At 56.6% G+C, this 19914-nt stretch carries 20 protein-coding genes and 4 tRNA genes; 6 read left to right on the top strand and 18 right to left on the bottom strand.

Annotation, left to right across the window (positions count from 1 at the left end):
- Window positions 1-7 precede the first annotated feature (7 nt).
- The 8 genes from tig to G403_RS0108905 form a co-directional block, all read right to left on the bottom strand.
- A complete protein-coding gene (gene tig / locus G403_RS0108940) occupies window positions 8-1339 on the bottom strand; it encodes a trigger factor (RefSeq protein WP_027853686.1) in 1332 nt (443 codons plus the stop codon).
- Window positions 1340-1617: 278 nt separating this feature from the next.
- Window positions 1618-1693 (bottom strand) — tRNA-His (locus tag G403_RS0108935).
- Window positions 1694-1705: 12 nt separating this feature from the next.
- Window positions 1706-1790: transfer RNA gene (locus G403_RS0108930), tRNA-Leu, on the bottom strand.
- A 32-nt stretch (window positions 1791-1822) separates the two neighbouring features.
- Window positions 1823-1898 (bottom strand) — tRNA-His (locus G403_RS0108925).
- Window positions 1899-1940: 42 nt separating this feature from the next.
- Window positions 1941-2017, bottom strand: a tRNA-Arg gene (locus tag G403_RS0108920).
- Between the two features lie 168 nt (window positions 2018-2185).
- Window positions 2186-3574 (bottom strand): cysteine--tRNA ligase, encoded by a 1389-nt coding sequence (gene cysS / locus G403_RS0108915; protein WP_027853685.1) that lies wholly within the window; start codon window positions 3572-3574, stop codon window positions 2186-2188.
- Window positions 3575-3624: 50 nt separating this feature from the next.
- On the bottom strand, window positions 3625-4497 hold the full coding sequence (locus G403_RS22740; protein WP_051298768.1) for a hypothetical protein: 873 nt from the start codon (window positions 4495-4497) through the stop codon (window positions 3625-3627).
- Window positions 4498-6177 carry a glutamine--tRNA ligase/YqeY domain fusion protein gene (locus G403_RS0108905; RefSeq protein ID WP_027853684.1) on the bottom strand — a complete coding sequence of 560 codons (1680 nt, stop codon included), beginning with the start codon at window positions 6175-6177 and terminating at the stop codon, window positions 4498-4500.
- A 242-nt stretch (window positions 6178-6419) separates the two neighbouring features.
- Here G403_RS0108905 and G403_RS0108900 point away from each other — a divergent pair, with 242 nt between their 5' ends.
- The gene (locus tag G403_RS0108900) at window positions 6420-6926 is read left to right on the top strand and encodes a peptidylprolyl isomerase (protein WP_027853683.1); all 507 of its coding nucleotides are present in this window, start codon (window positions 6420-6422) and stop codon (window positions 6924-6926) included.
- Window positions 6926-7672 carry a UDP-2,3-diacylglucosamine diphosphatase gene (locus tag G403_RS0108895; protein ID WP_027853682.1) on the top strand — a complete coding sequence of 249 codons (747 nt, stop codon included), beginning with the start codon at window positions 6926-6928 and terminating at the stop codon, window positions 7670-7672. Before G403_RS0108900 ends, G403_RS0108895 begins: the two co-directional genes overlap by 1 nt.
- On the opposite strand, the gene G403_RS0108890 is transcribed toward G403_RS0108895, so the two are convergent.
- From G403_RS0108890 to G403_RS0108860, 7 genes are all read right to left on the bottom strand, one after another.
- Window positions 7669-8289, bottom strand: a complete 621-nt coding sequence (locus G403_RS0108890; protein WP_027853681.1) for a MiaE family protein — start codon at window positions 8287-8289, stop codon at window positions 7669-7671. The two genes, G403_RS0108895 and G403_RS0108890, sit on opposite strands and share 4 nt — an antisense overlap.
- Before the next feature lie 70 nt (window positions 8290-8359).
- Window positions 8360-9106: a phosphate/phosphite/phosphonate ABC transporter substrate-binding protein gene (locus G403_RS0108885; RefSeq protein ID WP_027853680.1), complete on the bottom strand. Its 747-nt coding sequence runs from the start codon at window positions 9104-9106 to the stop codon at window positions 8360-8362.
- Between the two features lie 11 nt (window positions 9107-9117).
- The gene (locus G403_RS0108880) at window positions 9118-9579 is read right to left on the bottom strand and encodes a PAS domain-containing protein (protein ID WP_027853679.1); all 462 of its coding nucleotides are present in this window, start codon (window positions 9577-9579) and stop codon (window positions 9118-9120) included.
- A 45-nt stretch (window positions 9580-9624) separates the two neighbouring features.
- Window positions 9625-9987: a roadblock/LC7 domain-containing protein gene (locus G403_RS0108875; RefSeq protein ID WP_027853678.1), complete on the bottom strand. Its 363-nt coding sequence runs from the start codon at window positions 9985-9987 to the stop codon at window positions 9625-9627.
- 26 nt (window positions 9988-10013) lie between these two features.
- Window positions 10014-10664, bottom strand: coding sequence for a hypothetical protein (locus G403_RS0108870; RefSeq protein WP_245578226.1), 651 nt, complete (start codon window positions 10662-10664; stop codon window positions 10014-10016).
- An 11-nt stretch (window positions 10665-10675) separates the two neighbouring features.
- Window positions 10676-11788, bottom strand: coding sequence for a hypothetical protein (locus G403_RS0108865; protein WP_027853676.1), 1113 nt, complete (start codon window positions 11786-11788; stop codon window positions 10676-10678).
- Complete coding sequence (locus G403_RS0108860; protein ID WP_027853675.1) at window positions 11785-12246, bottom strand: hypothetical protein; 462 nt, start codon at window positions 12244-12246, stop codon at window positions 11785-11787. Before G403_RS0108860 ends, G403_RS0108865 begins: the two co-directional genes overlap by 4 nt.
- 305 nt (window positions 12247-12551) lie before the next feature.
- On the opposite strand from G403_RS0108860, the gene acnB reads away from it, so the two are divergent.
- The 3 genes from acnB to G403_RS0108845 all read left to right on the top strand — a co-directional run bounded on the left by acnB (window position 12552) and on the right by G403_RS0108845 (window position 16257).
- Window positions 12552-15149 (top strand): bifunctional aconitate hydratase 2/2-methylisocitrate dehydratase, encoded by a 2598-nt coding sequence (acnB, locus tag G403_RS0108855; protein WP_027853674.1) that lies wholly within the window; start codon window positions 12552-12554, stop codon window positions 15147-15149.
- A 123-nt stretch (window positions 15150-15272) separates the two neighbouring features.
- Complete coding sequence (locus G403_RS0108850; protein WP_027853673.1) at window positions 15273-15695, top strand: immunity protein Imm33 domain-containing protein; 423 nt, start codon at window positions 15273-15275, stop codon at window positions 15693-15695.
- 139 nt (window positions 15696-15834) lie between these two features.
- Complete coding sequence (locus tag G403_RS0108845) at window positions 15835-16257, top strand: Hsp20 family protein (RefSeq protein WP_027853672.1); 423 nt, start codon at window positions 15835-15837, stop codon at window positions 16255-16257.
- A gap of 32 nt (window positions 16258-16289) precedes the next feature.
- Here the strand turns inward: G403_RS0108845 and amrA are convergent, their stop codons facing one another.
- Window positions 16290-16856 (bottom strand): AmmeMemoRadiSam system protein A, encoded by a 567-nt coding sequence (amrA, locus tag G403_RS22735; protein ID WP_051298766.1) that lies wholly within the window; start codon window positions 16854-16856, stop codon window positions 16290-16292.
- Window positions 16834-17634, bottom strand: a complete 801-nt coding sequence (gene amrB, locus G403_RS0108835; RefSeq protein ID WP_027853670.1) for an AmmeMemoRadiSam system protein B — start codon at window positions 17632-17634, stop codon at window positions 16834-16836. Before amrB ends, amrA begins: the two co-directional genes overlap by 23 nt.
- Window positions 17635-17741: 107 nt before the next feature.
- Between amrB and amrS the strand changes: the two genes are divergently transcribed.
- Window positions 17742-18827 (top strand): AmmeMemoRadiSam system radical SAM enzyme, encoded by a 1086-nt coding sequence (amrS, locus tag G403_RS0108830; RefSeq protein WP_027853669.1) that lies wholly within the window; start codon window positions 17742-17744, stop codon window positions 18825-18827.
- Between the two features lie 84 nt (window positions 18828-18911).
- Here amrS and G403_RS22730 read toward each other — a convergent pair whose 3' ends face one another.
- Entirely contained in the window at window positions 18912-19904 is a 993-nt protein-coding gene (locus tag G403_RS22730) for a tRNA dihydrouridine synthase (RefSeq protein ID WP_051298764.1), read from the bottom strand.
- Between the last annotated feature and the right edge of the window lie 10 nt (window positions 19905-19914).

Genomic DNA, 19914 nt, shown 5'->3' with positions numbered 1-19914 from the left:
CGATGGCTTACTCGCCAGCCTGCTCGGCGTTGGCCTGCTCAGCTGGTTTGATAGCCTCTTCGTAGCTGACTTCCTTCTCCACGACTTTAGCAGATGCGAGAAGCTGATCAACCACTTGATCCTCAAGAACCATGCTCTTGATCTGATTCAGGATCTGTTCATTGCCGTTGTACCACTCAATAACCTGCTGCGGCTCCTGATAGGTTTCAGCCATTTCAGCGATGGTTTCCTGCACACGGGCATCATCAGCCTTCAGGTCCTGAGACTTGACAACTTCCTGGACCAACAAGCCCACAGTCACGCGGCGCTTGGCCTGCTCGGAGAACATCTCCTTGGGCAGAGTTTCAGGATCCAGCTGAGAGTCCGGACCACCGAACTGCTGCACGGCCTGGCGACGCAGATTATCGATCTCATCATCGATCAGAGCCGCCGGTACATCGATAGCGTTGAGCTCGACCAGTTTGTTAAACACCTGATCTTTCAGCTTCATTTTCAGGGAGTGCTTGAGTTCGCGCTCCATGTTTTTGCGTACTTCAGCTTTAAATCCTTCCAGTTCGCTCTCTTCGATACCGAACTTAGCGAAGAACTCCGGGTTCAACTCAGGCAGCTCGGAGGCCGATACGCTCTGAACCTTAACTTTGAACTTGGCCGGCTTGCCCTTCAGGTTTTCAGCGTGGTACTCCTCAGGGAAATTAACATCCAGCTCCAGCTCGTCGCCAGGCTTGGCGCCGATCAGACCGGCTTCAAAGCCCGGAATCATGGAGTTGGAGCCCAACACCAGGTCGTGACCTTCAGCCTTACCGCCTTCAAAAGCTTCACCGTCGATAAAACCTTCGAAATCGATTTTAACGCGATCGCCATCTTCGGCAGCGCGATCCACTTCGGCCCAGCTTGCCTGCTGCTTACGCAGGGTATCGATCATCTGATCAATATCTTCGTCCTTGACCGTAGCGCTCTGCTTCTCGATCTCAGCACCGGAGAAATCAGCCAATTCGACCTGCGGATAAACCTCAAAGGTGGCGACGAACTGCAGATCTTCGCCTTCCTTGTCGTTTTTCAGATCGATGCTCGGACCGCCGGCAGGCTGGAGCTCTTCCTGCTGCACAGCTTTGTAGAAGCTTTCCTGCACGACCCGATTGAGCACATCATAACGGATCGCATCACCGTACATGCGCTTGATCACCTTGGGCGGAACCTTACCGGGACGGAAGCCATCCATGCGGCGGGTCTTGGCCTGCTGCTGAACCAGCTTGTCAACGTCCTGATCAATCTGTTCAGCCGGGACCGTGATGGTCATCTGACGCTCAAGGCCGGTAGTCGTTTCGACAGAAACTTGCATGAAATTCCTCACAAATACATTGCAGCGTTTATTGCGACCTGGGATCACGCCTGGGTTTTATCCAACACGACGCTGAAGCGAGCGCTCCAGAGACTTGTCGAACCACCAGACCTCTGACCCTCAGAGCCTGAATTCGAAGCGCAAAATTGTCCGGCAATCAAGGGTATTAGTCAAGCAAACTAGGGGGCGCGGCCCATGAAGGATTCGTAACCGGGTGACAACGCGGATTACCGACAGGACGGATCTTTAACTACGAGGTGAATTTTTAATCAGGGGAATGGGGTGGATGATGGGGCTTGAACCCACGACCGCCGGAATCACAATCCGGAGCTCTGCCAACTGAGCTACATCCACCACAGATGGAAATGGTGCGGAAGGAGAGACTCGAACTCTCACGCCTTGCGGCACCGGAACCTAAATCCGGCGTGTATACCAATTTCACCACTTCCGCGAGTTATCGGCATCCTGGCCGTTAGCTGAAAATGGGGTGGATGATGGGGCTTGAACCCACGACCGCCGGAATCACAATCCGGAGCTCTGCCAACTGAGCTACATCCACCATATTTTCAAACCGGACCGATCGGCTTCATGCCTTTGCAAGTGGCGCGCCCGGCAGGGCTCGAACCTGCAACCTACGGCTTAGAAGGCCGTTGCTCTATCCGGTTGAGCTACGGGCGCCTCTTGCAGCCCGACCTTCGCGATGAAAGCCTGACAGGCACCCGCCGCGAAGTGGTGCGTATCCTAAGGGAGCCATCCCTGGCCGTCAATACCGAAACGCAATTTTTTCAGCATAAACAACGCACTGTGCACTATTCACTCAATACGATCAGATCCGGACAACGGGAATCATCCTTCCCGGTACCAGCTGGTACCTTCGCGGCTATCTTTCAGCACAACCCCCTGCTCCGCCAGCGTGTCCCGGATTCGGTCCGCCTCGGCAAAATCCTTATCCCGGCGCGCCTGATTACGGGCCTCGATCTGAGCCTCAATCTGCTCGGCGGTAATCTCGCCATCGCGATCTTCACCCTGCAGGAAAGCAGCAGGATCCTGCTGAAGCAGCCCCAGCACTCCACCGAGGCGCTTAAGCAAAGCGGCCAGAGAGGCCGCGTCGGCACGTTTGTCCCGGGTTGCCTTGTTCAGCTCGCTAACCAGGTCAAACAGAACGGCCATCGCCCGGGGCGTATTAAAGTCGTCATCCATGGCCTCCTGGAATCGCTCTTCCCAGGCACCCAGGCCCCCATCCTCAATACCCTCAGGCGCATCACGCAACGCCTGATAAAAACGCTCCAGCGCTTGGCGCGCCTCACGCAGACTCTCCTCAGAGTAGTCGATATAACTGCGATAATGCACCGAAGACAGGAAGTAACGCACTACCTCCGGGTTATAGACCTGAAGCACATCACGGATCGTAAAGAAGTTCCCCAACGATTTGGACATCTTCTCTTCGTTCACCCGCACGGGCCCGGCATGCATCCAATAGTTCACATAGGTGCAACCGTTTGCGGCCTCGGACTGAGCGATCTCGTTCTCGTGGTGCGGAAACGGCAGGTCAGGCCCCCCACCGTGAATATCAAAGGTTTCACCCAGGCAGCACTTGGACATGGCCGAGCACTCGATATGCCATCCCGGACGGCCGGGGCCCCAGGGGGAGTCCCAGCTCACCTCGCCGGGTTTGGCTGTCTTCCAGAGGACGAAATCCACCGGACTCTCCTTGGCATCCCCCACTTCGATGCGGGCGCCCGCTTTTAACTCATCCACCACTTTGTTGGTGAGCCTGCCATAGGTTTCAAATTTTTCGACCCGATAGTAGACATCGCCATTATCCGCACAGTAGGCGTAACCCTTGTCGATCAGCGTGCTGACCAGTGCGATGATGTCATCGATATGCGCTGTAGCACGAGGCTCCATGTCGGGCCTCAGGACCGAAAGGCGCCCCTCATCTTCATGCATGGCATCGATCATACGCTCGGTCAGCGCATCTACCGACTCACCATTTTCCGCCGCCCGCTTGATGATTTTGTCATCCACATCCGTGATGTTACGGACATAGGTTACATCCCAGCCCCGATAACGCAGGTAGCGCGTAATCACATCGAAACAGACCATGACCCGGGCGTGACCGATATGGCAGTAGTCATACACCGTCACCCCGCACACATACATACGGATTTTGCCCTTTTCCAGGGGCGTAAACGGTGACTTGGATTTTGTCAGTGTGTTGTGAATCTGTAGCATCTGTTTCTGCCAATCCTTTAATTCGTTTGTCGCGCCCAACTTCGGCCTGCCTATTCGAACGTGAGGCGGCCTAACCTTGTTTCGCCCAGCACACTGGTTTCGCGGGTCAGTAGCAGCTGATCACCCCACCAGACCACCGCTTCCCACTGGCCGGAGGGCGACAAAGGGTGACGGCGCGCCTGAGACCACTGGGGCTCATTCTGACGGACAGGTATCCGCCAGATAAAAGCCTCACTCCCAAGCACACCCAATGTATACCCAAGCAGCACCAACTCATTCCGGCGCGCACTGTAATCAGCTCCCGTGATCAGACCGCGCACGGGCCAGCTCGCCCGAGACTCGACCTGCTGAGCCTGCGATCCGGGTGCAAAGCGATAGACTCGGCTTGTCTGCGTTTGCCACCCCTTGGTAAACACCCAGAAGTGACCGCCGATCCAGGCCGCGGCTTCACAATCATTATCATGTTGCTGACGTCCGGGTACCGGCGCAGGATCCGCAAACTCAAACTCAGTGAGACGACCTCTGACCTCACCCGACTCGTCAGCGCGTTCCAGCTCCACCGGGTCGACTGTATAGAGCTGAAAGCGATTGCGCTGACCGCTATTATTGCCGCAGTCAAAAATTGCGACGTCCGTGCCGGACGCATCCATCGCCTCCCAGTCGACATTCGCAGCACCGGAGACACGCACTCGTTTGACAACGTCCCCGGAGGCCGAGAGCTGATAGAGCCAGGGACCGTTACCGCTATCGTTGAGCGTCCAGAGTTTTCCATCCAGCTGTGCCAAGCCAGAGGTTTCGCTGATGTCCGCCGGGAGCGTCGCCAATGTCTCTATCGTCAAGCGCTCGCCGTCCACGCGCGCCGAAAGCGCTGAACAGCCGGCCAGCGAAATAGCACAAACGGCGGCCAGGAGCGCCCTGTACACTTACTGTCCCTTGATCTTGGCCCAGGAATCACGCAGCCCGACAGTCCGGTTAAATACCATTCGCGCTTCCGTTGTGTCCGGATCGACACAGAAGTAACCCTGTCGCTCGAACTGATACCGGCTCTCAATCGAGGCATTTTTCAAGCCGATTTCAGCCCGCGCATCGGGGTAAACCACCAGTGATTCAGGGTTAATAAAGTCGTGGAAGTCACGCTCTTTATCACCATCCGGGTTCGGCTCTGTAAAGAGGCGGTCGTATACGCGCACTTCACAGGGCTGAGAGTTATCCGCTGATACCCAGTGAATCACCCCCTTGGGTTTGTAGTCGATGGGGTTGGCACCTTTGGTGTCCGGATCATAGCTCGCCTTGATCTCTACCACCTCTCCGCTTGCGTCCTTGATCACCTCGTCACAACGGATCACATAGGCGCCACGCAGACGCACCGCTTCGCCCGGCGAGAGACGCTTCCATTTGCGCGGCGGGACTTCAGCGAAATCTTCACGATCAATCAGCAGATTACGCGTAAAGGGAACCTTGCGCAGACCCATCGATTCATCCTTGGGATGCGCCGGCAGTTCGAACCATTCCTGCTCTCCATCCGGCAGGTTGGTGATGGTCAGCTTGAGCGGTTGCAGAACACACATGGCTCGGGGTGCATTGGCATCCAGGTCTTCGCGAATCGCCGCTTCCAGCATCCCCATATCCACAATACCGTTGGAACGGGTCACACCAATCATGTCGCAGAAATGACGGATCGAAGCCGGGGTATACCCGCGACGCCGCAGACCCGAGATCGTCGGCATGCGCGGATCGTTCCAGCCATCAACCTTGGCCTCGTCCACAAGCAGCTTCAGTTTACGTTTGCTGGTCACGGTGTAGTTCAGGTTGAGCCGGGCAAATTCATACTGCCTGGGTTGTGCCGGTACGGGCAGATTCTCGATAAACCACTCATACAACGGGCGGTGATCTTCGAACTCCAGTGTACAGATGGAATGCGTTACACCCTCAATCGCATCGGACTGGCCATGAGTAAAGTCATAGGAGGGGTAGATACACCACTTGTCGCCGCTCTGGTGATGGTGCGCCTTGCGAATACGGTAGATCACCGGATCTCGCAGATTCATGTTCGGTGCAGCCATATCGATTTTGGCTCGCAATGCACATTCACCCTCGTCGAAATCACCCTGGCGCATCTTTTCAAACAGCTCCAGGTTTTCCTCGACGCTACGTTCACGATAAGGGCTGTTGCGGCCCGGCTCGGTCAGCGTACCGCGGTATTCACGGATTTCGTGGGGGCTCAAGCTGTCCACGTAAGCTTTGCCCTCACGAATCAGGTGAAGGGCCCACTGGTACAACTGGTCGAAGTAGTCAGAGCTGTAACGGATATCACCGGCCCATTCGAAACCCAGCCAGCGAACATCCGAGATAATCGAGTCAATATACTCCTGGCTCTCTTTCTCCGGATTGGTATCGTCGAAACGAAGATGGCAGGCACCGCCGTACTTGAGTGCGGTACCGAAGTTCAGGCAAATCGATTTGGCATGCCCGATATGGAGATAGCCGTTGGGCTCTGGCGGGAAACGGGTGACAACCTGCCCACCATGGGTCCCCTTATCCAGGTCTTCCTCGATGATCTGATGAATAAAATTGGTCGGCTTGCTGCTTTCGTTGTTGGTCATATCCGCGTCTTGTAGAAACTTGTGGGACGCAGCCACTGCCCGGCATTCGGGGCGGCTGAAACCTGAGCGCCGCATTATAACCGGAGATAGGGTCTCAACGCACTGCCGCAGGGGGATCGACTTTGTCGCGGATGGGATGCACCATCGTACGACTTGAGTATAATAAATGCTTCTACACGAGGAGGCCCAAAGGGCGTAACCTGGCCTCCCGAATAACTAAAACCAAGATGGGACCCGCATCGATGATTACCCTGCACACCAATCACGGCGATATCACTCTGGAGCTGGACTACGACAAGGCTCCAAATACCGCGGCTAACTTTGAGCAATATGTCCGCGAGGGATTCTACGACGGGGTTATCTTCCACCGAGTGATCGATGGTTTCATGATTCAGGGTGGCGGTTTCGAACCGGGCATGGTAAGCCGAAAGACCCGCGAACCGATCGAAAATGAGGCCAATAACGGCCTTTCAAACAAAGCGGGTACTCTAGCCATGGCGCGCACCATGGATCCCCATTCCGCATCAGCGCAGTTTTTCATCAACGTGTCGGACAACCTGTTCCTGGACCATACTGCAAAAACCACCGAAGGTTGGGGCTACGCTGTCTTTGGCAAGGTGGTCGAAGGTATGGATGTGGTTAATCGTATCAAGGCGGTACGCACGACCATGCGCGCAGGCCACCAAGATGTACCGGCCGAAGACGTTATTATCGAGCGTGCCGTCGTTACGGAAGAAAGCGAGGCGTAATGCGCCATCTGTTCATTGCCGATCTACATCTGCAACCGGAGCGCCCGGAGATTAGCCGGGCGTTCCACTACCTGCTCGATCATATCGTAAAGCCATCTGATCACCTTTACCTGATGGGCGATATTTTCGAGTACTGGATTGGTGACGATGCCCCCCTTCCAGGCCTTGAGTCACTCTTCGACAAGTTAAGGGCCCTCAACGACCGGGGCTGCCGGCTTTTTTTCCAGCACGGTAACCGGGACTTTCTGGTGGGACAATCGCTGCTGGAACAATGGGGTGCAACACTACTCCCTGAAGTGACTGTCATTAACTTACCGCAAGAGCCCGCGGTCGTTCTGCACGGAGATCAGCTTTGCCTGGATGACCGGGAATATCAGCAGTTTCGCACACTGGTGAGAGACCCCGACTGGCAGGCCCAATTTCTCGCCCAACCGATCGAGGCGCGGATCGAGACCGCCCGGCAGATGCGTGCTGAAAGCAGTGCCAGAGGCTCAATGACGACGGACGCGATCAGTGACGTCAGCCCGGATGCTGTGCGACGCACACTGCAGGAATCCAACGCAAACCTAATGATCCATGGTCACACCCACCGCCCGGATGTCCACCACGACCAGATCGGGCCCGGACGGGGTACACGCATTGTACTGGGAGACTGGAGCTCAGACGGCTGGTACCTGCTGATCGACGAGACAGGCGGCCGAAGCCTGACCCGCTTCACCCCGCCAGCCAGTTACTCCCCCGCTTAGGCTGCCTGCTCGGCAGGCACTCCGCTGTGGAAGCGAAACTCCGCGTCCGGCGACTCAATCAGTTCCTTCTCTACGCCACGGAAGAATGCTATCCGTTCATCGATGGGCTCACCCGCATAGTCCCGGGCCAGGGACAGGTAATCCTGATAATGCCGCCCCTCGGACTTGAGCAGCGAACGATAGAACTTGGCAAGCTCATCATCCAGATAAGGCGCCAGAGCGGCAAAGCGTTCACAGGAGCGCGCTTCAATAAACGCTCCGATGATCAGAAGATCCACCAGCCGACCCGGCTCTGATGTTCTCACCGGTTCGCGCAGGCCTGCTGCATAGCGGGCCGCTCCCAGGTGGGTATACTCAATATCACGCGCCTCCATCAACGCCAGACACTGTTCAAAATGAATCAGCTCCTCACGGGCGAGACGTGACATTTTGTTAAGCAGATCGGTACGATCAACATAACGAAACATCAGATTCATGGCGGTCGACGCCGCTTTTTTCTCACAGTTGGCGTGATCAATCAGCAACACTGGCAAGGAATCCGACTTGGCTGCACGCTCAATCCAACCCGAAGGTGTCGCACAACCCAAAAACTGTTGAATCTCTGTCAGAGCATCCATAAAACCACCTGAACCACAGCCATAAAAAAGGGGCGCATAGTATACACCATGCGCCCCGGCATTCATGGCGTCAGTCAATCAGTGTATCAATCAGATCGATCATAAACTCGGTCTGTTCAACGCTCATTGACTCCCACCCCTGAAGCCCCATGCTCTCAAGCACGCCGAGGCCTTTTTCATCCTCTTTCATACTGATCAGGGCCTCACTGAGTTCGCCAAAACGATCCTGCATGGACGGCCCGACCAATAACGCGTGATGAACAACGCTAATCTGACTGCTGACGATCACGCGCATCTGCTTTTTGATCAGATCCGACAGCTCATCGTACCCCTGCTTAAGGAAAAAGCCTGCATCAGCCTGCCCCCGCATCAGTGCCTTGGCTATGAGGATGTAGCTGTCATATTCTCGCTGCTCGGTGTTCCCGGCGTCCAGATCCGCCGGCTCGAGCATGATCATGCCTATCGTATGCACATCGGGATCAGCCGTCGTGGCTATACGTATCCCCTCAGCCAGATCCTCAACCTGCTGAACAGCGCTGTCCGCAGGAACAACGATCACCGCCTCATCCCGCTTCCCCGCGGGCCTCGCAACCGCCTTGAAGCCCATTTCCCGCACCAGCATGGATGCATCGTAGGGATTGGCATAAATCAAGTCGATCTTGCCTGCACGAATATCGGCGCGCTGGCTATCAAACCCGTCGTAGAGCTCAAGATGAATATCCGTACCCAGCTTGCGCTGAAGCCAGGTGTTGAAATAGAACCAACCCGACATATGATCCGGCGCAAAGTCAGGGCTGACGGTAAAGTTAAATGGCATTCCCCTCTCCCCTATTTCAACGTTTCATACAGCGCTTCGCTTTCACGAATTTTGCTGCGAGACGGTTTCCGACGCACTGACGTATAGCCCACCAGCTTGCCATTACGGATGTTGGGAATAACAGTGGCTTTTACCCAGTAATATTTGCCATCCTTACGCAGGTTTTTTACGTAACCCTGCCACTTTTTACCGCTCTCGATCGTCTCCCACAGCCCCTGAAACGCCACGGCCGGCATATCCGGATGGCGCAGGATGTAGTGGTTGGTGCCGATCAGCTCCTCCCGGGTATAAGCCGACATATCGACAAACGCCTGGTTGGCATGGGTAATAATTCCCTGTGGATCGGTTCTGGACACAATCAGTTTGCCGTCGGGATAGGGTACTTCCTCATCGACAATCGTGGCCGTACGTTCAGTGCCGTCGTAATACTTGATCAACACATCGGAGACCGACCCGGTATCCTGTTCGGACATACCACTCCTCCTGTTTGCAACTAGGATTTGGCGCTATCAGTGCAGTTAAAGTACCTTGCCAATCGCTTCCGCGGCACGTTTGACGTCGAGGAAGATCAACCCCAGACGCGCGTTAGGCTTGGCCACGACTGTCAGCACAGACTCATCATTGGCATGCGTCATCAGGATGTAGCCCTCGGCCCCTTTAATCAGAACCTGCTCGAGCTCGCCTCGCGCCAGCTCCCGCGCGGTACGCTCACCCAGCGACAGGATCGCTGCACTCATAGCCCCGACTCGATCCTCATCCATACCCGCCGGAAGCAGAGCATCGATCACCAGACCGTCGGTTGAAATAACGGCACACGCCTCGATCTCGGTCGATGTACCACTGAGGTCACGCAAAATTGAATTCAACATTTCGGCGCGCATGAAAATCTCCTTTTCCACTGCAAGTCTTAATGATCCAGATAGCGCCGGATCAGTACGGAAGCCAAATCAACAAAGGGCTGGCGGTTCAGATACGGCATCCCCTCGATAATCAGCAAGAACTTTTCCCGACCGATGGTCAGGACCCAAAAACCCAAATCACTCTGCCCTACCGCATTTACCAACGCCCACGAGCAGCCAAACAGCTCCAGCTGATCCTTGATCAGGCGTTCGTGCCGCTCAGTCAGCATCATCACATCGGCGGCGAGACCGGCAACAGCTTCCTCCTCATCGCGCTCGAAACCCTTGTGAGCCAGAGAAAACCCCTGTTCATCAGCTAGCAGGACTTTGCCCTCGCCCAAAGGCGCGATCAGATCCGGCAGGATCTGCTCAAGTGCGCCACTGGCAATTTCCAGAGGCTCCCCCACTAACTCAATAAAGTTGCGGTTCTGCATTTCATCGAGCAGGCGCTGCGCACCCTCGGTATCCAGTCCGGTCAGTTTTTCCAGCAGCGACGGAATATAGGGAACCGGCGTATCGGAGCTCAGCAGCTGCAATAACAGAGCTCGCATATCCTCCGGCTCACGGCTAAACGTCGCGTAGTAGGCACCAGCCGGCAATACCTGGAAATAAAGCGTCTCCCCGCCATCTTCAAAAGGCGCATTGGATTGAGCGCTCATGCGTAATCTCCTTATGTACGCTCGAACAGGTCAGCCGCATCGGCGGCAACCATAAATGAAAACACATAGTTCTGCGGCACTTTCAGTGCCTGCATCACTTCGGTAGGCGTATAACGTGCGGTGCTCCAGAAATCGGCAATCCGCTCTGCCTGGGGCGTCAGCAGAGCGTGCGGCATCCCCTTGACAGGCTTCAACTGGCGGGAGACACGCGGGTCTAGGGTATCGGGTATACGCCCACGGGTACTCATCAGCCCTAACAGCCACAACACCTCATCACGGGGTGCCACCGCGCCCCCCTCGGGCGCTTGCTCCAGCGCTTCACAGCCGAGCTCCCCCGGACCAAATCGGCTGGTCGCCATCTGAATCAGAAAATCGGCATCCAAATCGTAACTAAACTGATCGCTGACCGGATCGTAGACGAAAACCCCGGGCACACCGGTCAACTTTACCGGAACTGACTGATCTCGCCCCTGATCAACGGCCCGGCGAACCCAGTCCAGAAACTGACCGTCCAGCGATACCATCAGCCGCTTGCGCTGCGCATCATCTTCAACATCGAGTTCCGGCAAAGCACCGGTAGCCTGCCGTACAAGCTGGCGCTTTTGCTCTTCGCTCCAATCCAGCAACGGTGCCGGTCCCACATTTTTGGCGGGAATTGCCGCCGGAGGCGTGGTCGATGCCTCTCTCCTGGCCGGTACGCCTGATTGTGCGAGCAGCTCCTTGAACGCGCCCGGTGCCATCTTGAGACCGGAGCTCGCGGCTCTCGCTTCCACAGACTCCGCTTCGCGCGCCAGACGATCACGTCTTAAATCACGCGCCAGCGTACGTAAACATTGTCGCAACGAGGCGATCGAAAGAGGCCGACGCAATTCGTAGGCACCTTCCGGTGGTTCGACATCCGCCACCACGGCCACTACGGCGCAGCGTCGACGGGAAGAGAGCCAATCCAGGAAGCGGCGCCGTTCGGTGTCGGAACTACAGTTAAATAGAATCGAATCAGCCCGTTCCGGCGAATCCAGCACAAGCCCCGGGTTATCGGAGCTGTCCAGAAACACCTCAAGCAAATTGCGCTCGCGCTCATCGAAACCGATCAGGCCGATACTATCCTGACCGTGGTGGCTCATTGCAGCGGCGCCACGGCAGGCACACCACCGTTACCCAGAACAGATTCGCCCTGCGATAAAGCTCTCAAGGGCTCCGGATCGCCGGTTTCGCTAGCCTGTCGCATCAGATCAAGGGTCGTGGGGGTCAGCAGCGGCTCGGACTGCTCCAGCATGCGCTTGATCAGATGACGCCCCTTGCCGCGCAGCACCAGCATCAGATCCACCAGCGCCCCCGTCAGATGGCCTGCCTCTCGGCTTTGAATCGACAGATAGACACGGCGGATATGGTTACGCAGCTGTTTAGGCCGGGCCGCCACGCGACGCTGCAGATACCGCAGGACAATAACCGGCTCGCCCCCGCGGTAAATGAGGTGGGGGTCTTCCTGAATTCTGAACAGTTCAAGCTGTCGGTTTACCTGATACTGACGAACAGCTGTGCTCATATCGGGCTCGGCCGAATCGACCAATGGCAAGTTCATGGATTCCCTCCCTTCAATACGCCAAACGGGTGTTCGGCTAAGTTATACCGGGCTTGGCACCTTCGGCGCAAACCCGACAGCGCCTTTCTTTGACCCGAATCAACGGCATTGGCCAAGCAGTCAACTCCGGCAGCTATGCCCAAAGTCTAACGCCTGAAATTGTCGACAAACTTAACTTTAACCGGCCCTTCCTATAAAATTCGCGACGCCAAACACCAATCGATACCTAATCGATAACCCGCCGCACCCAGCGCGTGAAGGCATACGGCTAGCTTGCGGCGGTGACAACAGATGAGGGCCATGTCGTGCTTGAAGCTTATCGTAAACATGTAGAAGAACGCGCCGCAGAAGGCGTGCCGCCGAAACCGCTGGAACCGGAACAGACTGCTGAACTGGTTGAGCTGCTGAAGAATCCGCCGGCCGGTGAAGAAGAGTTCCTGATGGAGCTGCTGAGCAACCGTGTTCCCGCCGGTGTTGACCAGGCCGCTTATGTGAAAGCCGGTTTCCTGGCTGCCATCGCTAAAGGCGAAGCGTCTTCACCGCTGATCGACAAGGTCAAGGCGGTAGAACTGCTCGGCACCATGCTCGGCGGATACAACATTGCACCGCTGGTTGAGGCGCTGGATGACGAATCCCTGGCACCAACCGCAGCCAAAGCGCTGTCCCATACCCTGCTGATGTTCGATGCGTTCCATGACGTCAAGGAAAAAATGGACGCCGGCAACGCATTTGCCAAGCAGGTTGTTGAATCCTGGGCCAACGGTGAATGGTTCACCAGCAAGCCGAAACTGGAAGAAAAGATCACCGTAACCGTCTTCAAGGTACCGGGTGAGACTAACACCGATGACCTATCTCCGGCTCCGGATGCCTGGTCACGCCCTGACATCCCGCTGCACGCTAACGCCATGCTGAAGATGGAGCGTGAAGGGATCAACCCGGAAGAACCCGGTGTTAAAGGCCCTCTCGCCCAGATCGAAGAAGTTAAAGCCAAAGGCTTCCCGGTTGCTTATGTGGGTGACGTAGTGGGTACCGGTTCTTCCCGTAAGTCCGCCACCAACTCCGTACTTTGGTTCTTCGGCGACGATATCCCGCATGTACCGAACAAGCGCGCAGGCGGCTACTGCTTCGGCGGCAAGATCGCTCCGATCTTCTACAACACCATGGAAGATGCGGGCGCCCTGCCGATCGAAATGCCGGTCGACGACCTGAACATGGGCGACGTTATCGACGTTTACCCCTATGAAGGCAAGGTCTGCAAGCACGGTACCGATGAAGTCATCTGCACCTTCGGTCTGAAGACTCAGGTTCTGCTGGACGAAGTCCGTGCCGGCGGTCGTATCCCACTAATCATCGGTCGTGGCCTCACCGAGAAAGCCCGCGAAGCACTGGGCCTCGACGGTTCCGACCTGTTCCGCAAGCCGGAACAGCCAGCAGACACCGGCAAGGGTTACACCCTGGCACAGAAGATGGTCGGCAAGGCCTGTGGCATGGACGGCGTACGTCCGGGCATGTACTGCGAACCGAAGATGACTACTGTCGGTTCTCAGGATACCACCGGCCCGATGACCCGCGACGAACTGAAAGACCTGGCATGTCTTGGCTTCTCCGCCGATCTGACAATGCAGTCTTTCTGTCACACCGCGGCTTACCCGAAACCGGTTGACGTTAATACCCATCACACCCTGCCGGACTTCATCATGAACCGCGGCGGTGTTTCCCTGCGCCCAGGCGACGGTGTTATCCACTCCTGGCTGAACCGCATGCTGCTGCCGGATACTGTTGGTACCGGTGGTGACTCCCACACCCGCTTCCCGCTGGGTATCTCCTTCCCGGCAGGTTCCGGTCTGGTCGCATTCGCAGCAGCCACCGGCGTTATGCCGCTGGATATGCCGGAATCTGTACTGGTTCGCTTCAAGGGTAAGCGCAACCCAGGCATCACGCTGCGTGATCTGGTACACGCGATTCCGCTGTATGCGATCAAGCAGGGCCTGCTGACCGTCGAGAAAGCCGGTAAGAAGAACGCTTTCTCTGGCCGCGTACTGGAGATCGAAGGTCTGGAAGAGCTGACTGTCGAGCAGGCGTTCGAATTGTCTGACGCCTCCGCTGAACGCTCCGCGGCGGGCTGCACCATTACACTGTCTGAAGACTCTGTTGCCGAGTACCTGCGCTCTAACATCGTCATGCTCAAGTGGATGATCTCTGAAGGCTACGGCGATGTTCGCACCATTTCTCGCCGCATCCAGGCCATGGAAGAGTGGCTGGCTAACCCGAGCCTGATGCGTGCGGACGCTGATGCCGAGTACGCTGAAGTGATCGAGATCGACCTGTCCGAAATCAAGGAGCCGATCCTGTGTGCTCCGAACGACCCGGACGACGCTCGCCTGCTGTCCGACGTGGCTGGCGAAAAGATCGACGAAGTGTTTATCGGTTCCTGCATGACCAACATCGGTCACTTCCGCGCAGCCGGTAAACTGCTTGAGTCTTCCGGCAAGTCGATTCCGACTCGCATGTGGATCGCTCCGCCGACCAAGATGGACCAGGCTCAGCTGTCCGACGAAGGCTACTACAGCATCTTCGGCAAGGCCGGCGCTCGCATGGAGATGCCGGGCTGCTCACTGTGCATGGGTAACCAGGCACGTGTAGCCGCCAAGTCCACTGTGGTTTCCACCTCTACCCGTAACTTCCCGAACCGTCTTGGCGACGGCGCAAACGTCTACCTGGCGTCAGCGGAACTGGCGGCGGTTGCGGCTCTGGAAGGCAAGCTGCCGACTCCGGCGGAGTACATGGAGTACGCCAACAAGATCGACAGCATGTCCGGTGAGATCTACCGTTACCTGAACTTCGATCAGATGGACAACTACGTGCAGAAGGCCTCTACTGTGATCCCGACAGTCGAAGCCTGATCGCTGAGTTGATCTGAAAAGCCCCGGCCTGATGCCGGGGCTTTTTCGTTTAAGCGGTCCCTTCGAAGCGATACCGATAACCGATACAATACGCGTCGCTAACCCGTAACCGAGGAGTCACCCATGCGCCGCCCAGAGATTGATCAACCGCTTCCCGAGGATGCCGACACCAACCAAACCAAAAACGGATTTCTCGCGCTGGTCTCCCGCCTGGTATTTGAAGAAACCCTGCCGGTACGTTTCATGTACAAAACCGTACCCGAACACCTGAACGATACCGGCTGGCGTATGTTCACCGGCTACGAAACCGAAGAGTTTCTGGAGAATGAGCAGATCAACCTGGTCCCCATGCCGGTAGAGAAAATGGTCGAGCTCGACCCGTCACTGACCGAGCTGGTGACCTATAACGCGGGTACCGTTTGGGAGCGTACACCGGATGCCGAGGGCTGGGAGCGGGTCTATGACTTCGAGATCCCGGCACCCAAAGTCGACGTTGAGATTACCAACGACGTGGATACGTTCATCAAGAACTATCGCGATGAATAAAATTGCACAGCCGTTCTTGAAATGCGTTCAGGCTGACCTTATCTAAGCAATTAGACGGCGGCGCTCCCGGGAGGCCCCGTCATCGCCAGGCCTGCGGGCTGGCCCTTTAAAACCCATATTGCTTGATGAGGATATGACTATGCGTAATTATGACCTGTCTCCGCTCTACCGCTCTGCTATTGGTTTTGACCGTCTTGCGTCCATGCTGGACGCCGCCAACCGGAGTAACGAACAGCAGCCCAGCTTCCCGCCCTACAACATCGAACTGCGCGGCGAAAACGAATACCGGATCACCATGGCTGTGGCCGGGTTCAACCAGTCTGAGCTGGATATTCAAACAGAGAACGGCAATCTGACCATTACCGGGCGCAAGGAATCGGACGATCAGGAACATCAGTACCTGTATCAGGGAATCGCTGCGCGTAATTTCGAGCGCCGCTTCCAGCTGGCTGATCACGTGCGGGTCATCAAGGCGTCCATGGAAAACGGGCTCTTGCATGTAGACCTGATCCGCGAGATTCCAGAGGCGATGAAATCACGGAAAATCGCCATCGAACACTAACCATAATTCGAGGCAGCGCCCATCGCGCTGCCTCATTCCATCAGTGGTCCGCGCATGTGCGCAGTCTCATATCGGTAACAGCGCATATTCGGTGACCAAAACCCCGGCCTCCAACCTGCTTTTCGTTGTAGTGCCGCCACAAACCTCTCCGCCTCAGGGAGTTGCGCCCAAACCGAAGGAAGAAAAGTCGCTCGCCGACCCTCGCACGCCATCACGAGGCCGTCGACTCCCGGGCGCAGCTGCCTCACAAGATCATCCAGAGACCTTACATCCATGGGCTCCTGCGGCGACAGTAGCGATACTTCAACCTCAAGGCTCTCCAGCTCCCTCTCCTGCAATGCGGGAAAGCGCGGATCATCAAATGCGGCGTGACGGGCGTTTTCAACGATATCGGCCCCCAGGCTTTGGCGGGGCTCCAAAGAACCGATACAGCCTCGCAATGTACCGCCGGTCATCAACGTCACGAAACAGGCCCCATCCACACTGAGTGACGCCGGGACATGGGGCGCATCAGCGCGATTAAAAGCCGCAAGCAGAACCGCTCTGGCCAACGAGAGCGCCTCCGTAAGCATCGACTCAGAAAACGGCATAGCTACCATAACCGACAACCTGATCCCGACTGCCCGCTGTATCACCGGAGTTGCATCGCCCCAGACACTCGACAGACAAACCGCGACGTTGCGCAGCCAGTAACAGACCATTAAGTGCATAGGCACCGCAAGCTTGTTCCGGTAAGACCCGGGGAGAAAGCGCGCGAATCAACTCATCGGTTTCAGCATCGATGGCGCAAGCCTCGTCGTACGCGTGATAATGACTGAGATCGGTACTGACGACCACCAGCACATCCCCTTGATTCCACGCCCAATCCACCAGATCTGCGACGCGCTCCGGGCTTTCCTGCCCAACAACCAGAGGAATCAACCTGGCCGAGGGAAGTAACTTAATCAAGAAAGGCAGCTGAACCTCAAGACAATGCTCCAGGGCGTGCACATCAGGTCTGAGCTGGACATCATAATTCTGCTCAAGCGCTTCAATAGCCTGTCGGTCAATGGCCATCGATCCCGCCGGGGTCGCAAACATATCCGCCTCAGGGGCTGCGATACCTCTGAGTGGCACCCGATGATTGGGACCCAGGAGAAGAATACGACGCCAGTGACACCCCGCCTGAATCGCATCGCTCAGCAGGTTGTAGCTGCGGGCAGCGGTGCCGCCCGAATACACCAGCCCCGCATGCGGCACCACCAGTGCACGCGGCGGCGCGGTATGGGGCTCCGCAACCGGGTTGTGACTCAACAGCTGATCAACCATATGGCGCAATGACGCCGCCTGGCCGGGATAAAACAGCCCGGCAACAGCGGCAGGTCGAATCTGGTTCATGTTGACCTCGCATCGAATCGATCATTGATAGCGCCACCCGACAGTGCCGGTAACGCCACTTGTTTTCTACAATTATAGACATCCAGACAGGCTTCAGGAGTTGAATTATGGACCCGAACAGGCCTCCCGTCAGCGTCCCCACACAATGGTGGCACAGGCTCTCGGAGAATAAGATCCAGTGCGATCTGTGCCCCCGTTTTTGCCACCTGAGCGATGGACAGCGCGGCCTCTGTTTTGTCAGGGGGGCGGAACAGGGCGAAGTGCGCCTATACAGCTACGGCCGTTCCAGCGGGTTCTGCATCGACCCGATTGAAAAGAAACCGCTCAACCACTTCCTGCCGGGAACGCCAGTACTCTCGTTCGGCACCGCGGGCTGCAACCTGGCCTGCCGGTTTTGCCAGAACTGGGATATGAGTAAATCAAGGGAGATGGATACCCTGACCCAGAGCGCCATGCCTGAGACTATCGCCCGCAGCGCGCGGAAGCAGGGATGTCGCAGCATCGCTTTCACCTATAACGACCCGGTGATATTCCACGAATACGCCATTGATGCAGCAATAGCAGCCCGCGAATACGGTGTGCGCTCGGTAGCCGTCTCCGCGGGCTATGTCTGCCCCGAGCCGTGCGCCGAGTTCTATCAACATATGGATGCCGCCAACATCGACCTCAAAGCCTTCACAGAGCGCTTTTACAAACGTATTTGCGGCGGGTCGCTGGCGCCGGTACTGGAAACGCTGAAATACCTGCGGCACAAGACCGATGTCTGGCTTGAGCTAACAACCCTATTGATTCCCGGCGAGAACGACAGCGACAGCGAACTTCACGCGCTTTCGGCCTGGGTTCGTGAGCATCTGGGCAAGGATGTCCCCCTTCACTTCAGTGCGTTTCACCCAGACTGGAAAATGCGTGATATCCCGGCCACCCCCGCTTCCACCCTTTCTCGAGCACGAAAGATTGCCATGGATGAGGGGTTGCAGTTTGTTTATACCGGCAACGTCCATGACAAAGCCGGCGGTTCCACTTGGTGCCCTGAATGCGCCGCACGGCTTATCGAAAGGGATTGGTACGAGCTGGGGCACTGGGGCCTGAATGATCAGGGCTGCTGTGCACACTGCGGGTATAAGCTTCCCGGTATTTTCGAAGCCGAAGCCGGAAGCTGGGGCGCACGTAGAAAGCCGATAAGGTTGGTGTAAGACTCGCTTCCGTAGCCCGGCAGGAGCCAACGACGGATGCCGGGACTATACCGGAGCGACAGATGAGTTGAGAAATACAACAGGTCACTGGCCCAGCCCGGTGGAAATCACAGGCGTATGCCGAGAAGCTGGAGCAGGCACCACCGCATCATTCAGAACAGCCATTAGTTTCTCAGGATCACGTTCGGTTCTAATCTTCTGAAACAGCACCCTGGCTTCATCAAAATGCCAGCTGAGCATCTGCAGCCACTGCTTTAAGCGTCCATGCACATAGCGCGAAGCCAGGTCCTCCTGATTATCGGCATGAAAGGCGATCAGCATCCGCGTGACACCGGGCCAGGCAGTGGCAACATCAAAATTTTCATCCTTGATTACACGGGCCAGGTAAGGGTTTGCGACCAAGCCTCTGCCGATCATGACATCATCACACCCGCTGACCTCCCGGCAACGATGATAGTCCGACACATTCCAGACCTCACCATTGGCAATCACCGGCAGCGCTACCGCTTCGCGAATCCTGGCAATCCACTCCCAGTGGGCCGGCGGTTTATAACCTTCCACCTTGGTTCGAGCATGGACAGCGAGACTCTGCACCCCTGCAGCTTCAATCGCCCGGGCATTTTCCAGGGCCAGCGATTTATCCCGAAAACCCAGGCGCATCTTGACACTGACCGGAACACAGTCGGGAACCGCGGCACGAACTGCACAGAGTATACGGTGGATAGTATCCGGCTCATCCAACAGCACGGCACCACCGCGACTCTTGTTTACCGTTTTGGCCGGGCAGCCGAAATTAAGATCAATACCCGGCGCGCCCAGCTCAACGGCTCGCGCGGCGTTTTCCGCAATCGCATTGGGATCACTGCCCAAAAGCTGTACGATCACCGGTATGCCGGATTCGGTCTTGCCACCGGTCTTGAGTTCAGGCGCCAGTCGGTAGAAGACGGATGGGGGCAGTAATCGATCCGAGACCCGAATAAACTCGGTCACACATTGGTCGATACCACCGACAGCGCTGAGCAGCGCTCTCAAACGGTAGTCGACAACGCCCTCCATCGGCGCTAGAACTATTCGCATATCTCTATCT

Source organism: Marinobacterium litorale DSM 23545 (genome assembly GCF_000428985.1).
Taxonomy (GTDB): domain Bacteria; phylum Pseudomonadota; class Gammaproteobacteria; order Pseudomonadales; family Balneatricaceae; genus Marinobacterium_D; species Marinobacterium_D litorale.
This window is presented reverse-complemented; position numbering and strand designations above follow the sequence as displayed.

Excerpts from the sequence above, each read along its gene's own strand:
- tig (WP_027853686.1), bottom strand. The coding sequence starts at position 1,339 with ATGCAAGTTTCTGTCGAAACGACTACCGGCCTTGAGCGTCAGATGACC.
- cysS (WP_027853685.1), bottom strand. The coding sequence starts at position 3,574 with ATGCTACAGATTCACAACACACTGACAAAATCCAAGTCACCGTTTACG.
- G403_RS0108905 (WP_027853684.1), bottom strand. The coding sequence starts at position 6,177 with ATGACCAACAACGAAAGCAGCAAGCCGACCAATTTTATTCATCAGATC.
- G403_RS0108900 (WP_027853683.1), top strand. The coding sequence starts at position 6,420 with ATGATTACCCTGCACACCAATCACGGCGATATCACTCTGGAGCTGGAC.
- G403_RS0108895 (WP_027853682.1), top strand. The coding sequence starts at position 6,926 with ATGCGCCATCTGTTCATTGCCGATCTACATCTGCAACCGGAGCGCCCG.
- G403_RS0108890 (WP_027853681.1), bottom strand. The coding sequence starts at position 8,289 with ATGGATGCTCTGACAGAGATTCAACAGTTTTTGGGTTGTGCGACACCT.
- G403_RS0108885 (WP_027853680.1), bottom strand. The coding sequence starts at position 9,106 with ATGCCATTTAACTTTACCGTCAGCCCTGACTTTGCGCCGGATCATATG.
- G403_RS0108880 (WP_027853679.1), bottom strand. The coding sequence starts at position 9,579 with ATGTCCGAACAGGATACCGGGTCGGTCTCCGATGTGTTGATCAAGTAT.
- G403_RS0108875 (WP_027853678.1), bottom strand. The coding sequence starts at position 9,987 with ATGCGCGCCGAAATGTTGAATTCAATTTTGCGTGACCTCAGTGGTACA.
- G403_RS0108870 (WP_245578226.1), bottom strand. The coding sequence starts at position 10,664 with ATGAGCGCTCAATCCAATGCGCCTTTTGAAGATGGCGGGGAGACGCTT.
- G403_RS0108865 (WP_027853676.1), bottom strand. The coding sequence starts at position 11,788 with ATGAGCCACCACGGTCAGGATAGTATCGGCCTGATCGGTTTCGATGAG.
- G403_RS0108860 (WP_027853675.1), bottom strand. The coding sequence starts at position 12,246 with ATGAACTTGCCATTGGTCGATTCGGCCGAGCCCGATATGAGCACAGCT.
- G403_RS0108850 (WP_027853673.1), top strand. The coding sequence starts at position 15,273 with ATGCGCCGCCCAGAGATTGATCAACCGCTTCCCGAGGATGCCGACACC.
- G403_RS0108845 (WP_027853672.1), top strand. The coding sequence starts at position 15,835 with ATGCGTAATTATGACCTGTCTCCGCTCTACCGCTCTGCTATTGGTTTT.
- amrA (WP_051298766.1), bottom strand. The coding sequence starts at position 16,856 with ATGGTAGCTATGCCGTTTTCTGAGTCGATGCTTACGGAGGCGCTCTCG.
- amrB (WP_027853670.1), bottom strand. The coding sequence starts at position 17,634 with ATGAACCAGATTCGACCTGCCGCTGTTGCCGGGCTGTTTTATCCCGGC.
- amrS (WP_027853669.1), top strand. The coding sequence starts at position 17,742 with ATGGACCCGAACAGGCCTCCCGTCAGCGTCCCCACACAATGGTGGCAC.
- G403_RS22730 (WP_051298764.1), bottom strand. The coding sequence starts at position 19,904 with ATGCGAATAGTTCTAGCGCCGATGGAGGGCGTTGTCGACTACCGTTTG.